The organism is Streptomyces mirabilis, from assembly GCF_039503195.1.
Taxonomy (GTDB): Bacteria; Actinomycetota; Actinomycetes; order Streptomycetales; family Streptomycetaceae; genus Streptomyces; species Streptomyces mirabilis_D.
In genome coordinates this window covers 1,887,818-1,902,802 of sequence record NZ_JBCJKP010000001.1, presented here as the reverse complement: position 1 = coordinate 1,902,802, position 14,985 = coordinate 1,887,818, and the positions used below count along the sequence as shown (strand labels likewise).

14 protein-coding genes are annotated in these 14,985 nt (G+C 71.2%); 5 read left to right on the top strand and 9 right to left on the bottom strand.

What is annotated here, in order from left to right; translation table 11 throughout:
* Positions 1-64 precede the first annotated feature (64 nt).
* Positions 65-577 carry an Lrp/AsnC family transcriptional regulator gene (locus AAFF41_RS09175; RefSeq protein ID WP_319750667.1) on the bottom strand — a complete coding sequence of 171 codons (513 nt, stop codon included), beginning with the start codon at positions 575-577 and terminating at the stop codon, positions 65-67.
* 119 nt (positions 578-696) lie between these two features.
* Here AAFF41_RS09175 and AAFF41_RS09170 point away from each other — a divergent pair, with 119 nt between their 5' ends.
* The 4 genes from AAFF41_RS09170 (at position 697) to AAFF41_RS09155 (ending at position 4,955) form a co-directional block, all read left to right on the top strand.
* Positions 697-1,452 (top strand): LytR/AlgR family response regulator transcription factor, encoded by a 756-nt coding sequence (locus tag AAFF41_RS09170; protein ID WP_343323821.1) that lies wholly within the window; start codon positions 697-699, stop codon positions 1,450-1,452.
* Between the two features lie 13 nt (positions 1,453-1,465).
* Positions 1,466-1,825, top strand: coding sequence for a hypothetical protein (locus AAFF41_RS09165; RefSeq protein WP_054228962.1), 360 nt, complete (start codon positions 1,466-1,468; stop codon positions 1,823-1,825).
* A gap of 150 nt (positions 1,826-1,975) precedes the next feature.
* Entirely contained in the window at positions 1,976-3,721 is a 1,746-nt protein-coding gene (locus AAFF41_RS09160) for a sodium/solute symporter (protein ID WP_319750665.1), read from the top strand.
* A 28-nt stretch (positions 3,722-3,749) separates the two neighbouring features.
* A complete protein-coding gene (locus tag AAFF41_RS09155) occupies positions 3,750-4,955 on the top strand; it encodes a sensor histidine kinase (RefSeq protein WP_319750664.1) in 1,206 nt (401 codons plus the stop codon).
* A gap of 19 nt (positions 4,956-4,974) precedes the next feature.
* Here AAFF41_RS09155 and AAFF41_RS09150 read toward each other — a convergent pair whose 3' ends face one another.
* The 7 genes from AAFF41_RS09150 to AAFF41_RS09120 form a co-directional block, all read right to left on the bottom strand.
* Entirely contained in the window at positions 4,975-5,133 is a 159-nt protein-coding gene (locus AAFF41_RS09150; RefSeq protein WP_168489788.1) for a hypothetical protein, read from the bottom strand.
* Positions 5,134-5,228: 95 nt separating this feature from the next.
* Positions 5,229-7,355 carry a serine/threonine-protein kinase gene (locus AAFF41_RS09145; RefSeq protein WP_343323820.1) on the bottom strand — a complete coding sequence of 709 codons (2,127 nt, stop codon included), beginning with the start codon at positions 7,353-7,355 and terminating at the stop codon, positions 5,229-5,231.
* A gap of 36 nt (positions 7,356-7,391) precedes the next feature.
* Positions 7,392-8,906: a DUF6777 domain-containing protein gene (locus AAFF41_RS09140; RefSeq protein WP_319750662.1), complete on the bottom strand. Its 1,515-nt coding sequence runs from the start codon at positions 8,904-8,906 to the stop codon at positions 7,392-7,394.
* A gap of 211 nt (positions 8,907-9,117) precedes the next feature.
* On the bottom strand, positions 9,118-10,071 hold the full coding sequence (locus AAFF41_RS09135; RefSeq protein ID WP_054228957.1) for a cytochrome c oxidase assembly protein: 954 nt from the start codon (positions 10,069-10,071) through the stop codon (positions 9,118-9,120).
* Positions 10,072-10,227: 156 nt separating this feature from the next.
* Positions 10,228-11,253, bottom strand: a complete 1,026-nt coding sequence (locus tag AAFF41_RS09130; protein ID WP_054228956.1) for a 6-phosphofructokinase — start codon at positions 11,251-11,253, stop codon at positions 10,228-10,230.
* 259 nt (positions 11,254-11,512) lie between these two features.
* Positions 11,513-12,241, bottom strand: a complete 729-nt coding sequence (locus AAFF41_RS09125; RefSeq protein WP_054228955.1) for a type 1 glutamine amidotransferase — start codon at positions 12,239-12,241, stop codon at positions 11,513-11,515.
* A 22-nt stretch (positions 12,242-12,263) separates the two neighbouring features.
* Positions 12,264-13,502, bottom strand: coding sequence for a MurT ligase domain-containing protein (locus tag AAFF41_RS09120; RefSeq protein WP_054228954.1), 1,239 nt, complete (start codon positions 13,500-13,502; stop codon positions 12,264-12,266).
* Positions 13,503-13,656: 154 nt separating this feature from the next.
* Here AAFF41_RS09120 and def point away from each other — a divergent pair, with 154 nt between their 5' ends.
* Complete coding sequence (gene def / locus AAFF41_RS09115) at positions 13,657-14,196, top strand: peptide deformylase (RefSeq protein ID WP_319750661.1); 540 nt, start codon at positions 13,657-13,659, stop codon at positions 14,194-14,196.
* A gap of 141 nt (positions 14,197-14,337) precedes the next feature.
* Here the strand turns inward: def and AAFF41_RS09110 are convergent, their stop codons facing one another.
* Entirely contained in the window at positions 14,338-14,982 is a 645-nt protein-coding gene (locus AAFF41_RS09110) for a TetR/AcrR family transcriptional regulator (protein ID WP_054228952.1), read from the bottom strand.
* Between the last annotated feature and the right edge of the window lie 3 nt (positions 14,983-14,985).

The following is a 14,985-nucleotide window of genomic DNA, read 5'->3' as shown; positions in this document are numbered from 1 at the left end:
GGGATACGGGCGACAAGAGACGAGAGCTGCGTGTGTGCGCAGCATCGCTGCGTAATGGCTCAGGTCAACGCAGGTTTGATGCGTCCAGCGCATCCTGTGGGGCCGCGTGGGTGGCGCCCGCCTCCGGGGCCTCCGGCAGCAGGTGCGACAGCACCATGTAGCTGATCGTCTTCCGGATGAAGGGCTCGGTGCGGATCCGCTCCAGCACCTCCTCGAAGTGGTCCACATCCGTGGCCCGCACATGGAGCAGCGCGTCCGCGCCGCCCGTCACCGTCATGGCCGCGGTGATCTCCGGATGGTTGCGGACCACCTCCGCGAGCCGCCGAGGCGGCGCCGCGCCCTCGCAGTACACCTCGACGTACGCCTCCGTGCGCCAGCCGAGCGCCGTCGGCTTCACCGTGGCCGTGAACCCGGTGATCACACCGGTCTCGCGGAGCCGGTCGACACGGCGCTTGACCGCGGTGGCCGACAGTCCGATCGCCGTGCCGATCTCGGCGAAGCTCGTCCGGGCGTTGGCCACCAGAGCCGTGATGATCTTGCGGTCGAGTTCGTCGAACATCGCGGGCTTGCTGTTCATGGCGGCACTGTATCCAGCGACAACGTCCACGCAACCAGCGACGACGTCCGCATGTCCAGCGACGACGTCCACGTCCCGCACATGTCCAGGCACGCCGATCGCTCCTACACTCCACTGTCATGCTGCGCGCGCTCGCCGTCGACGACGAACAACCGTCCCTCGAGGAACTCCTCTACCTCCTGAACGCCGATCCCCGGATCTCCAGCGCCGAGGGCGCGAGCGACGCGACCGAGGCGCTGCGCCGGATCAACCGGGCCCTGGAGTCCGGACCCGGCGGGCCCGAAGCCATCGACGTCGTCTTCCTCGACATCCACATGCCCGGACTCGACGGACTCGACCTCGCCCGGCTGCTCACCGGCTTCGCCGTACCGCCGCTCGTCGTGTTCGTCACCGCCCACGAGGGCTTCGCCGTCCAGGCCTTCGACCTCAAGGCCGTCGACTACGTCCTCAAGCCGGTACGGCGGGAGCGGCTGGCCGAAGCCGTCCGGCGGGCCGCCCAACTCCAGGACACCGCACCGCGGATACCCGTCCACGAGCCCGACCCGGACCACATATCCGTCGAACTCGGCGGCGTCACCCGCTTCGTGGCCGTCGAGGACATCACCCACGTCGAGGCACACGGCGACTACGCACGTCTGCACACCGCCCAGGGCAGCCATCTCGTCCGCATCCCGCTCTCCACCCTGGAGGAACGCTGGCGCTCACGCGGCTTCGTCCGCATCCACCGACGCCATCTCGTCGCCCTGCGCCACATCGGCGAACTCCGCCTGGACGCGGGCGCCGTGAGCGTCCTCGTCGACTCCGTCGAACTCCAGGTCAGCCGCCGGCACACCCGCGAACTGCGCGATCTGCTGATGCGCCGGACCACGAGCTGAGAGGGGAAGCGGCGTGCCGCAGGACCCGACCGAACGCCGGGTGGTCGTCACCGGGGTGCCCCGGCGCACCCGCCGCACCTCCGGCTACTACCGGCCCAGGACCGAGATCGACGAACAGACCACGCTCGGCCACACCTACGTGCGCTCCCTGATGCGCAGTCAACTCCGCGCGGCGTTGGTCGTGTTCGCCGTGCTGGTCCTGCTGGTCGGGCCACTGCCCCTGGTCTTCGCCGCGATGCCGGACGGCGCGAGCCTGGAGTGGGCCGTGCTCGGCTTCTGCGTCTACCCGCCCCTGGTCCTGCTCGCCCGCTGGTACGTGCGGCGCGCGGAGCGCAACGAGAAGGACTTCGTGCGCCTGGTCGAGGACCGCTGAGCCGTGAACGAGGACCGCCGCGCCATGGTCGAGGACCGCTGAGCCGTGAACGAGGACCGCCGCGCCATGGTCGAGGACCGCTGAGCCGTGAACGAGGACCGCCGCGTCATGGTCGAGGACCGCTGAGCCGTGAATGAGGACCGCTGAGCCGTGAATCAGAACTACGCCGTCCCCGCCGTCGCCCTCGTCGTCGTGGCGACCGTCCTGGTCGGCGCGTTCGGCCTGCGCATCTCCCGGACCACCTCCGACTTCTACGTCGCCTCACGCACCGTGGGCCCCCGGCTCAACGCGGCCGCGATCAGCGGCGAGTACCTCTCCGCCGCCTCCTTCCTCGGCATCGCGGGCCTCGTCCTCGTCCAGGGCCCCGACATGCTCTGGTACCCCGTCGGCTACACGGCCGGCTATCTCGTTCTGCTCCTGTTCGTCGCGGCCCCGCTGCGCCGCTCCGGCGCGTACACCCTGCCCGACTTCGCGGAGGCGCGCCTCGGCTCACCGGCCGTGCGACGCCTCGCCGGTGCCTTCGTGGTCGGGGTCGGCTGGCTGTATCTGCTGCCCCAACTACAGGGTGCCGGGCTGACGTTGGCCGTCCTGACCGAAGCGCCCGACTGGTTCGGCGGGGTGCTCGTCGCGGTCGTCGTGGTCGCCACCGTCGCCGCCGGAGGCATGCGCAGCATCACCTTCGTACAGGCCTTCCAGTACTGGCTCAAGCTCACCGCCCTATTGGTCCCCGCACTCTTCCTGGTCCTCGCCTGGCAGGCCGACGGCGCCCCGCGCCAGGCCTTCGCCGAACCCGCGACCTTCCGCGAGCAGCGCGTCGTCCGTATCGACGACAGCCTCGACCTGAGGCTCTCGGCCCCGCTGGGCGTCACGGCCACCGGCCAGGTCGACGGCCACCGCTACGACGGCGAGCGGCTCCGACTCCGCGCGGGCGTCCACCACATCGAGCGCGGCACCCGGCTCACCTTCGCCAAGGGCGACCCCGTCCCGGCCGCCGAGCGGGGCAGCAGCGGCGGCATGTCGACCTCGCTGGCGGCGGGCCGCGAGGAACGCCCGCTGTACGCCACGTACGGACTGATCCTCGCGACCTTCCTCGGCACGATGGGACTGCCGCACGTCGTCGTCCGCTTCTACACCAGCCCGCACGGTGTCGCGGCCCGCCGCACCACGGTCGCCGTCCTCGGCCTCATCGGCGCGTTCTACCTGCTGCCGCCCGTCTACGGGGCGCTCGGTCGCCTGTACGCCCCCGAACTGAGCCTCACCGGGAACGCCGACGCCGCCGTCCTGCTGCTGCCCGACCGCGTGATCGGCGGGCTCGGCGCGGATCTCCTGGGCGCGCTGGTGGCGGGCGGGGCCTTCGCGGCGTTCCTGTCGACCGCGTCCGGACTCACCATGGCGGTGGCCGGGGTGCTCACCCAGGACGTGCTGCCCGCGCGCGGCGTACGCCACTTCCGGCTGGGCACCGTGCTCGCCATGGCGGTACCCCTCGCGGCGAGCGTGATCGTCGGCGGACTGCCCGTCGCCGACGCCGTCGGACTCGCCTTCGCCGTGTCCGCTTCCTCCTTCTGCCCGCTGCTCGTCCTCGGCATCTGGTGGCGGCGGCTGACCCCACCCGGCGCGGCCGCCGGAATGCTCGGCGGCGGCGGCGCCGCCTTCGTCGCCGTCGCCGCGACCATGGCGGGCTACCCGGGCTCGGGCGCGCTGCACGCCCTGCTCGCCTGGCCCGCGCTCTGGTCGGTGCCGCTCGGGTTCCTCACCATGGTCCTGGTGTCGCTGGCCACGGCCGGACGGGTGCCGACCGGAACGGCGGCGATCCTGGCCCGGTTCCACCTGCCGGAAGAACTGGCCGGAGGAGACAGGCGCGCGGACGCCGACGCACGCGGGGAGGCCAAGGCGTGAGTGGATCGTCGAGCGAGGCGGTGACGGCGTGAGCGGATTCCTGGCGGGCCTGTGCGTCGCCGTGCTCCCGCTGCTCGCCGCCGGGTTCTGGCTCGGCAGGCGCACCGCGCGGCCCGAGAACCTCGGCGGCCTCGGCACCCCCGTCGAACACGCCACCTTCGAGACCCTGCACACCGCCTCGCTGGCCGCGCCCCCACTGCGCGCGGGCCTCACCGGCGAGACCGCCCGCAAGTCCGCGCGACGACTGCGCACCCTGCTCGGCACGGACGCCCTGTGTCTCACCGACCAGGACACCGTCCTCGCCTGGGACGGTCTGGGGGAGCACCACCGCACCGAGATCATGGAACGGCTCGGCAGCCCGCTGGAGACCGGCCGCGGCGAGGCCTTCCGGCTGAACTGCGACGAGCCCGACTGCTCCCTGCGCTGGGCCGTCGTCGCACCGCTCACCGTCGACGACCGCGTCCACGGAGCGCTGGTCGCCTGCGCGCCCCGCGAGTCCGCCGTCCTCGTCCGGGCCGCGGGTGAGGTCGCCCGCTGGGTCTCCGTGCAATTGGAGCTCGCCGACCTCGACCAGTCCCGCACCCGTCTGATCGAGGCCGAGATCAAGGCCCTGCGCGCCCAGATCTCCCCGCACTTCATCTTCAACTCGCTGGCGGTGATCGCCTCGTTCGTCCGCACCGACCCCGAGCGAGCCCGCGAACTGCTCCTGGAATTCGCCGACTTCACGCGCTACTCGTTCCGCAGGCACGGCGACTTCACCACCCTCGCCGACGAACTGCACGCCATCGACCACTACTTGGCGCTGGTCAGAGCCCGCTTCGGCGACCGCCTCTCGGTCACCCTGCAGATAGCCCCCGAGGTGCTGCCGGTCGCGCTGCCCTTCCTCTGCCTCCAGCCCCTCGTGGAGAACGCCGTCAAACACGGACTGGAGGGCAAGACCGACAAGAGCCACATCAGCATCACCGCCCAGGACGCGGGCGCCGAAGCCCTGGTCGTGATCGAGGACAACGGCACCGGAATGGATCCCGACCGGCTGCGCCGGATCCTCGCCGGGGAGGTGAGCCCCTCCGGCGGCATCGGACTGTCCAACGTCGACGACCGGCTCCGCCAGGTGTACGGGGACGCGTACGGCCTCGTCATCGAGACCGCGGTGGGAGCGGGCATGAAGATCACCGCCCGGCTGCCGAAGTACCAGCCGGGGGTGCATTCGGCGGGACCGCTGCCCAGGGAGTGACAGTGACCGGTGCGCGCGGTCAGGCGTTGCGCGAGGCAACCATGCCGATGGTGAGCAGACCGAGCACCACCCAGCCGAACCACAGCCAGCCGTTGCTGCCGAGCGCCACCGTGTAGGCCGTCACCATGACGAGTCCGCCGACGGTGAGCACCCCCATCGCCTTCGTCGAACCGGGCATCGCAGTACACCCTTCTCCCGGCGGGGTCCGCGACGCGGGCCGTGGCCTGCGCCCATTTTCACCCGAAGGGACGTAGTTCGCCAGGGCCGGGTGTGCTACTCGCCTCCGTGCATGAGGGACTTGTCCAGACGCTCGATGCTGCAGACCACCAGGTAGTACCCCTTCCTCCACAGTCCTGTGCTGCGCAGGCCATGACTCACATAGGTGTCGGCGGGATAGTCGCGTTGCTGCGGCGGGGCGTCGGCCGCGCATTGTGCGTCCGCCTCGGCATCGGGCTTCTTGCCCGGTGTGAGGGTGGTGAGGTGCGTGATCCGGAAGACCCGGCCCACATGGTCCTGGTCGCAGGAGACGAGTTCGTAGTGGGTGTATTCGCTCGCGTCGCCGCGGGCATGGCCGAGGCAGTCGCCCTGCTGCATCTGGGTCGCGTCCTCGAACGCCATCCCGTACGGGCGGAGGGCGCCGAGCCTGCCGTACACCGGACCGTGCTTCCCGACCAGCAGGCATGCGACGTTCCCGCCGGTGGCGTCGAAGCCCTCGCGGGTGGGCACCACGGCCAGGCTCTGGACGTGCCAGGCGAGTTTGTCGGCGGTCGCCTTCGTCCGCTCCGCGCACTGGTCCGGTCCGTCGCTGCCGGCCTCCTCGAAGGAGCGGGCCTTGTACAGCTCCATCACCTGCCCGTCGGGGCGCAGCGCTCCGCAGCTCGGATCCAGTTGCAGACGCGGGGTACCCGAGGACGGCGCGGGGGACGGGTCGCTCAGTACGCAGTCGCCCTTCTTGAGCGGTGCGGAGAGCCCGACCTGGGCGCCGTACGGGGCTACGGGCGTCCGCGTCCCGTCGTACCGGGCCATACCCCAGATCACTCCCGCCGTCAGCGACAGAGCGAGGAGCAGTGCGGCGGTCACCTGCAGAGGCAGTGTCCGCTTGTGACGCCCCCCGCCGGGACCCGGGGCGGGTGCGGCGGGCCCGACGAAACTGGGCGGACCGAAGCCGGCACCGGGCTGCGGGGGGAGCGGGGTCGGCGGACCGAAGCCCTGGCCCGGTCGAGGGGCGTACGCGGCCGGGGCACCGGCTGCCTGCGCCATGGGTGCGTACGTCGCGTGCTGCGTCGGCGCGGGAGAGGCCTGGGCCGTGGGGACGTACGAACCCGGTGCCGCGAAACCCCGTTCCCGGGCCAGTCCCTGGTCCCGGGCGGGGGACGGGCTCTGGTCGTGTGCGGGCGGCGCGTAGTCGTGGTCCCTGGACGGGCCGCCCGGGGGCCGGCCCGGTGGCGCAGGACCGCCGGGCCCGTCGGAGGTGACGAGCCCCGCCCACGCGGGCTGCGAGCCGGTGTCGACCTGGGTCGGCGGATGGGGTTCGGGCAGGATGATCCGGGCCAGGGCCGCCGCCGTCCGTTCCGCGGAGATCCGCAGGGCGGGGTCCTTGACCAGCAGCGCGTCGATGATCGGCCCCAGCGCACCGGCCCGCCGGGACGGCGGCGCCTCCTCCGAGACCACCGCGGCGAGCGCCCCCAGGTGGCTGTCGCGGTCGAAGGGGCCGTGGCCCTCCACACCGAAGTACAGAGTGCAGCCCAGCGAGAACAGGTCGGAGGCCGCGGTCGGCTGCGCGCCCTGCGCCCGCTCCGGTGCCAGATAGCCCGCCGTGCCGACCAGGACGGAGGTACGGGTCCAGCGGGTCTCGGGGGAGTCCGGCTGGACCGAGACGCCGTAGTCGGTGAGGAGGATGCGCGCGCCGGGGGTGCCCGCGCGGTCCGGGGCGAGCAGGATGTTGGCCGGTTTGACGTCCCGGTGCATGATGCCGCGCTCGTGCCCGGCGGTCAGCGCGTCCAGCACCGCGAGGCCGACGCGGGCGCACTCGTCGGGTGCCAGCGGGCCGCGCCGGGCGAGCCAGGCCCGCAGGTCCTCGGCGCCCGCCACGTACTCCATCACGATCCATGGCAGGCCGTCGTGCTCCAGGACGTCGTGGACCGTCACCACGTGCGGGTGGCCGCGCAGCACCGCCGCGTGCCGGGCCTCGGCGCGGGCGCGCGCGATCCGGGACTCGTGCTCCTCACTCCCCTCCCGCACATCGCGGAACCTGATCTCCTTGAGCGCCACGTCGCAGTCGAGCCGCTGGTCGTGGGCGAGCCAGACGTGGCCCATCCCGCCGGAGCCGACCTGCTTCAGAAGCAGATACCGGCCGTCGATGATCCGGCCCACTCCCGACTGCGCTGATCCTGCTGTCATCCGGTTGCCCCCGGGTTCTGCGTTGTCGTACGCCGGTCAGGCCGCGCTCTCGGTGGGCCCACCGGGCGCGGAGTCGCTCGTACCCGGGTCGACCGGGGCGGGCGGTGTGCTCGACACGGGCTCACTCGGCGGCGGCGCGCTGCTGACGGTGGGCTTGGTCGAGGTCGGTTCGTGCGAGGTCGGTGCGTGTGACGTCGGTTCGGCCGTCGGCGCGGTGGGGGCAGTGGCCGAGGGGGTGGTCGGGACACTGCTCGCAGGTGAGCCGGTCGGAGAGGTGTGCGACGGGTCCGACGTCGTTCCGCCGCCCGTTCCGCCGCTCGTGTCCGTGGGAGCGGCGGGCTTCGTGGGGGTGGGGGTGCCCGTATCCGTAGGGACACTCGACCCGGTGCCGCCGTCGGACGGCGAGGCGCTGCCCGACGACGCGCCGCCGGACGAGGGGCCGGAAGAGGGGCCGGACGATCCCCCGGACGGAGTGGGCGGGGTCGTCCCGGGATCCGAGCGCGCCCCGTTCGTGCCGCCGGTGCTCGTGCCGCCCGCTCCGTTCGTGCCGCCCGTGCTCGTGCCGGAATCCGACGGCGTGGCGGGACCACCGCCGCTCTCCGGCGGGCTGTCGGACGGCGCCGACAGGACGACCGACGTGCCCCAGGCGACCTGGCTGCCCTCGGCCGGCCGGGACGCCGTCACCTGGGCGTCGTCGGCCGGCAGGGTGTCACCGGCGTACGACATTCCCAGCCCCGCGTCGGTCAGCCGCCGGGTCGCCTCGGCGAAGGTCATGCCGGTGACCGGCGGTACGGCGTGCTTCTGCTGGGTGTCGAAGGACCGGTCCTGGCTGCCGTCGCTGCCCACCGGGCGGGCGATCCCCCGGTCGGGGTTGTGCACGTCGACGAGCTGGAGCTTGTGGATCTCCTGTGCCCCGGGCGGCGGCTCGACCACCACGGCGCGGTCCTGCCGGTAGTCGGCCCACTGATGGTTGCCGTTCTTGAACCGCACATCGGTCTTCGAGGCCTTTCCCTCGAAGGGGAGCAGCGGATTGCCGCAGGAGCACTTCACCGCGGGCAGTCCCTGTTGGTCGACCAGAATGGCGATTCCGGCCTGCAGCAGCGCGGCGTACGAAACCGCCTTGCCGTTCTTGTAGTCGTGATTCGTCACGAGAGTGTCGTGACGCAGTACGACGGGTGTGAGTTGATCGATATAACTCGGGATCTGATCCGTGCTTATATGCAGGACCCGCGCCCATTCCTGGGCCTTCGCCGAGTTCTTGGGGTCGGTGAGGAATTTCTTCAACTTCGCCACGGCGCAGGTGCCGGGTTTCGTGGTGCCGCCCCACACGCCGGTGCCAGGGCCGGTGCCGGTGCCGGGTGCGGTACCGGGTTCGGGCGCCGGTGCCGGTGAACCGCTTCCGTCGCTGCCGTCAGGGGCCCCGCCGTACAGCCCGGGACTGTTACTGGCCTGCACGCCACCGCTGGGCCGGGCCTCGGGCAGATGGATGTCCGTGCCGAGCTGTCGGTCCTCCTTGAAGAAGGGGGAGACCGAGGAAACCCCCACCGCCACGGCCCGCACCACGAACAACTGATCGGATTTACTGCACCCGCTGACTATCAGTGCCGAAACCAGCAGTAGAGCGAGCCGTCGGGCGGCGGAAATCCCCGCCCTTTGCATGGACGCACGAATTGACATGACCGCTCCCCCTGCGGTTTCCCCCGTTGTCCCCCATGCTACTGAACCGAAAAGCCCTTCACGCAAGGTGAATTGCAAAGTTAATTCAGCGGCCGCGTGCGTTGAGTGAGGCCAGATAGGCGTTGTACGCCTCGAGTTCCTTGTCACCGTCGCGGTCGGCGGCCCGGTCCGTGCGGCGGGCCTGCCGCTTCTCGGAGGCGTACCACTGGAAGAGCAGCGCGATCAGCACGAGGACGGAGGGGATCTCGCTGAACGCCCAGGCGATGCCGCCCGCGGCGCTCTGGTCGGAGAGCGCGTCGATGCCGAGCGAGGCGGGCGGGTTCTTGTACGTCTCCACCATCGGCGCGGACGCCATCATCAGCGCGATACCGAAGAACGCGTGGAACGGCATGCCCGCGAACAGCTCCAGCATCCGCATCAGATAGCCCGGCCGGTGCGGTCCGGGGTCGACGCCCATGATCGGCCAGAAGAAGACCAGGCCGACGGCGAGGAAGTGGCACATCATCGCGATGTGCCCGGTCTTGGAGCCCATCAGGAAGTCGAAGATGGGGGAGAAGTACAGCGCGTACAGGCTCGCGATGAACAGCGGGATCGTGAACGCCGGATGCGTGATGATCCGCATGTAGCGGCTGTGCAGGAACATCAGGAGGAGTTCGCGCGGCCCCTTGTTGCCTCGCGTGGCGGCCACCGGCAGCGCGCGCAGCGCCAGTGTGATCGGCGCTCCGAGCAGGATCAGGATCGGCGAGAGCATGCTGATCACCATGTGCTGCACCATGTGCACGCTGAACATGACCATGCCGTAGTCGTTCAGCTTGGTGCACATCACGAGCATCACGGTCAGCACGCCGAGCACGAAGGCGATGGTCCGCCCGACCGACCACTTGTCACCGCGCCGCGCGAGCCGCACAACCCCCCAGCCGTACAGGCCGAGTCCCACCAGGCAGGCGACGAGGAAGAACGGGTCCGCGGACCACTCGAGCCCCCGCCCCAGCGTGAACGGCGGCAGATCCATGGTCATGCCGTGCCCGCTGTGATCCATCCGCCGGCTCCTGATTCGTACGTTGTGCGCTGTCTGTCCGAACCAGAGTAGGACTGACCCCGGCCACACCTGTGACCGGGGTCAGTGCAGCGCCCCGTCAGGGGCGCGGGGAACTGCGCGACAAGCCACGATGCTGCCGCAGCCGAGAACGAACCCTCAGAGCACGCACTCCGCTTCCGCGTAGCGCTCCTCAGGAACCGTCTTCAGGCTCTCCACCGCCTCCGCGAGCGACACCATGACGATGTCGGTCCCCCGCAGCGCGGTCATCTTCCCGAAGTCGCCGCGATGCGCGGCCTCCACCGCGTGCCAGCCGAACCGCGTGGCGAGCACGCGGTCGTACGCCGTCGGGGTCCCCCCGCGCTGGACGTGCCCGAGGATCACCGGCCGGGCCTCCTTGCCGAGGCGCTCCTCCAGCTCCAGGGAGAGCTGCCGGGCGATGCCGGCGAAGCGCTCGTGCCCGTAGACGTCCTTGCCGCCCTCGTCGAACTCCATGGTGCCCGGGCGAGGCTTCGCCCCCTCCGCGGCGACGACGATCGCGAACCGCTTGCCCGCCTCGAAACGCTCGCCGACCCGCGCGGCCAACTCCTCGATGTCGAAGGGGCGTTCGGGGACGACGATGGCGTGCGCACCCGCCGCCATGCCGGAGTGCAGGGCGATCCAGCCCGTGTGGCGGCCCATGACCTCCACGATCAGCACCCGCTGGTGGGACTCGGCGGTGGTCTTCAGCCGGTCCAGAGCCTCGGTCGCGACGCCGACGGCCGTGTCGAAGCCGAAGGTCACGTCCGTCACGGCGATGTCGTTGTCGATGGTCTTCGGCACGCCGACGATGGGCAGGCCGTTGTCCGAGAGCAGCCGGGCCGCCTTCAGCGTGCCCTCGCCGCCGATCGGGATGATCGCGTCGAGGCCGAGCTCCTCGACATGGCCCTTGGCCCGCTCCACGCCGTCACGCAGCTGCGCGGGCTGGACCCGGGAGGAACCGAGGATCGTGCCGCCGCGAGCCAGGATGCCGCTCACCGCGTCGAGGTCGAGCTTCAGGTAGTCGCACTCCAGAAGCCCCTTCCAGCCGTCCCGGAAGCCGATGACCTCGTCGCCGTGGTCGACGACGGCGCGGTGCACGACGGACCGGATGACGGCGTTCAGGCCGGGGCAGTCGCCGCCGGACGTGAGGACACCAATGCGCATAGCCCGAAATACCTTCTCAACGTGGGCCGGGTACCGGACCACGCTGTCCGGCTGGAATCCCGGTCACCCTACCGGCGGGACGGGGTGGTGCCGTAGCCGGCGTCCGCCTGGTGGACGTGGCCGCACAAGTGAGCGGACATGCGGTCAGGCGGGCCCGACCTGGGTACACCGTGCCGGATACGCCTAGGGCGCGCTTGAGGTATCCCTCGAGCGCGCCCTGTGGACATCCCGTACCGTTTGTCCGTTGTTGGCCGACCGTTCAGGCGGGCTGCTGCGCCGCGGAGATGCGCTCGCCCCGGAGCGCCTCGTACCAGCGGTCGTCGATCGGCGGCAGCGCGTTCACGTCGAGCGCCAGCTTCAGCAGCAGGTCCGCGATCTGCGGGTTGCGGGCGAGCACGGGCCCGTGCATGTACGTGCCGAAGACCGTGTCGTTGTACGCGCCCTCGGTGCCGTCGCCGGTGCCGTTGCCCTTGCCGAGCCGCACCTGCGCGAACGGACGCGCGGTGGGGCCGAGGTGGGTGACGCCCTGGTGGTTCTCGAACCCGGTCAGCTGCGGCAGGCCGAGGCGCGGGTCGATGTCTCCGAGTACGTCACCGACGCACCGCTCGCCCTCGCCGCGTACCGAGACCACGTCGAGCAGGCCGAGGCCGGGCTCGCGCTGCCCGAGGTCGTTGATGAACTCGTGGCCGAGGATCTGGTAGCCGGCGCAGACCGAGAAGACGATCGCGCCGTTGCCCACCGCGCGGTGCAGACCGCCGTCGCGGCGCAGACGCTCCGCGGCGAGCCGCTGCGGCCGGTCCTCGCCGCCACCGATCAGATAGATGTCGCCGGAGGTCGGGATCGGCTGGTCGCTGCGTACGTCGAGACGGGCGACGTCGAGACCGCGCTGGCGGGCCCGGCGCTCCACGACGAGGGCGTTGCCCTGGTCGCCGTAGGTGCTCAGCAGGTCCGGGTAGATCCACACCAGGCGCAGGCTGTTGTCACTCATTCTCTTGGTCCTCCGTGGCTGCTCAGTTGCCGACACGACGCCTCAAATCCTGGAATGCGGTGTAGTTCGCGATGACCTCGATGCGACCGGGCGGGGCGAGCTGCACCGCCTGGTCGAGGTTCTCGCAGACCTGGAAGGACTGGTTGGCGACCTCGAGACGCACGGCGAGGTCGAGCTTGCGGTCGCCGAGCACGAAGATGGGGTGCCCGGTCAGTCGGGTGTAGTCGACGTCCCACAGCCAGGAGGTGTCGGTACCGTCGGCGCCCCGCGCGTTCACGGACAGGATGACCGGGGTCGGCGGCGGGTCGATCAGGGAGAACGTCTCGAGCCAGCCCGCCGGGTTCTTGGCGAGCAGCAGACGCAGGTCGCGCTGCATGAACTGCACCACGTCGTAGCGTCCGGCGACCGCCTGCACCTGGTACATGCGCTCCAGGGCGACCTGCGGGGGCACCCCGAAGACCGCGGCGACGGCGGCCGACGAGGCGGCGTTCGCCTTGTTGGCCCGGCCGGGCAGCTGGAGGTGGATCGGCCACGCGGAGCCGTGCGGGTCGAGGACGTGGTCCCCGGACAGCGCCCAGGTCGGCGTCGGACGGCGGAAGCCGCAGTCGCCGCAGAACCAGTCGTCTCCGGGGCGCTGCATCACACCGCCGCAGGACGGGCAGGACCAGGCGTCGTCCTTCCACATCTGACCGGCCGCCACCCACATGACGTTCGGCGAGGAGGAAGCGGCCCACACGACGAGCGGGTCGTCGGCGTTGGCGACCACGACGGCCTTGGAACCGGCCAGGCCCTCGCGCCAGTGCTCGGCCATCATCCGGGTCTCGGCGGCCCGGTCGAGCTGGTCGCGGGAGAGATTGAGCAGGGCGATGCACTTCGGGTCGGTGTCGCGGGCGACACCCGCGAGGTACTTCTCGTCGACCTCGATGACCGCGAACTTCGCGTCCGAACCCCCGGCGAGGGCCGAGGTGATACCGGCCGGCATGTTGGCGCCCAGCGCGTTGGACACGACCGGGCCCGCGGCGCGCAGCGCCTCCGCGATCAGCCGGGTGGTCGTGGTCTTGCCGTTGGTCGCCGACACCAGGATCACGTCCAGGTGGGTGGCGAGCCTGGCCAGCAGATCGGGGTCGAGCTTGAGTGCCACCCGGCCGCCGATCACCGATCCGCTGCCGCGTCCGGCGGCCCGCGAGACGGCCGCCGCCGCCTTGCCCGCCGTCACGGCCAGCTTGGCCCGCGGCGTCAGCGGGTCCGAGTTGCCTGACATCGTTTCTCGATCCTCCTTGCGTACGCGCCGCGCCTCTGCCCCCGGCACCGTGTGGGCCTCAGCCTATCGAGATCCACTCACGTGCCCGAATCGCGGCACCTCCACGGTGCCCGCGCGACATTCGCGCGCCCATGAGGACCGTACCCTTGCCGCCATGCGACACGGCTCCATCCCCGGCACCCGAGGGCGCGTCCGGCCGGTGACTCTGCTCGGCGACCCCGTTCTGCACACACCGTGTGAAGACGTCACGGACTTCGGTCCCGAACTCGCGCAACTCGTCGAGGACATGTTCGCGACGATGTACGCCGCCCAGGGCGTCGGCCTCGCCGCGAACCAGGTCGGCGTCGCGTCGCGGGTCTTCGTGTACGACTGCCCGGACGACGAGGATGTCCGCCATCTGGGACACGTGGTGAACCCCCGTCTCGTCGAGGCGGACGGAGTGGTGCTGCGCGGGCCGGAGGGCTGTCTCTCGCTGCCCGGCCTGGAAGCGGGGACGGAGCGGTACGACCACGCCGTTGTCGAGGGTTTCAGGGTGGACGGGGAGCCGGTGTCGGTGCGGGGCACGGGGTGGTTCGCCCGGTGTCTGCAGCACGAGTACGACCATCTGGAGGGTGGTCTGTACGTGGACCGGTTGAGCGGTTGGCGCCGGCGCCGGGTGATGAGGCAGGCGGCGCGGGCGTCTTGGGGGCGCTGAGCTTCGCGGGCCGGCTGCGGGTTGTTTTCGGCTGAGCGCGCGGTTACCCGCGCCCCTGGAGGGGCGCCGACCTGCGCGCCCCGCTCTGAGGGCTGCGGAGAACCGCGCGACCAGCCACGAACCCGCAGCAGACACCCGACCTCAGAACCCGGGACCCCCGACACGATCGCCGGCCGCGGCCAGCCGGCCCCACAGCAGGTCGGCCAGACTCCGTACCAACTCGGCCCGGGAGCACGGCTGCTCACCGAGCCACCAGTCCCCGGCGGCATGCATCATGCCGACGATCCCGTGCCCCCACACCCGCGCCAACTGCTGACTGCCCGGTCCGAGATCCACCCGTTCCTCGATGACCTCGGCCAACTCCTCGCCCATGCGGCGCAGCAGCGGCGCGGAGTGCTTGCCCAGGTCGAAGCCCTGGTCGGCGGACGAGGCGCCCTCCGTGGGGTGCATCAGGAAGCGGTAGACCTGAGGGTGCGCCTCGATGGCCGCGAGATACGTGTCGAGCGTGGCCTCCACCCGCTCCCGGCGCTCCGCGGGGGCGTCCAGCGCGGCCCGCAGCGCTCCGAGGAGGGCGTCGGTGTGCCGCTTGGCCAGGGCCGCGTACAGTCCACCCTTGTCGCCGAAGTGGCGGTACAGGATCGGCTTGGTGATGCCCGCTTCGGCGGCGATGGCGTTCATCGAGGCCCCGGGGCCGTCGCGGAGCACCACTCTGTCGGCGGCCTCCAGCAGCTCGCGCCGGCGGCGGTCGGCGGACCTCTGCTGGTCGGTTCGCTGTGTGGTGTCCATGAT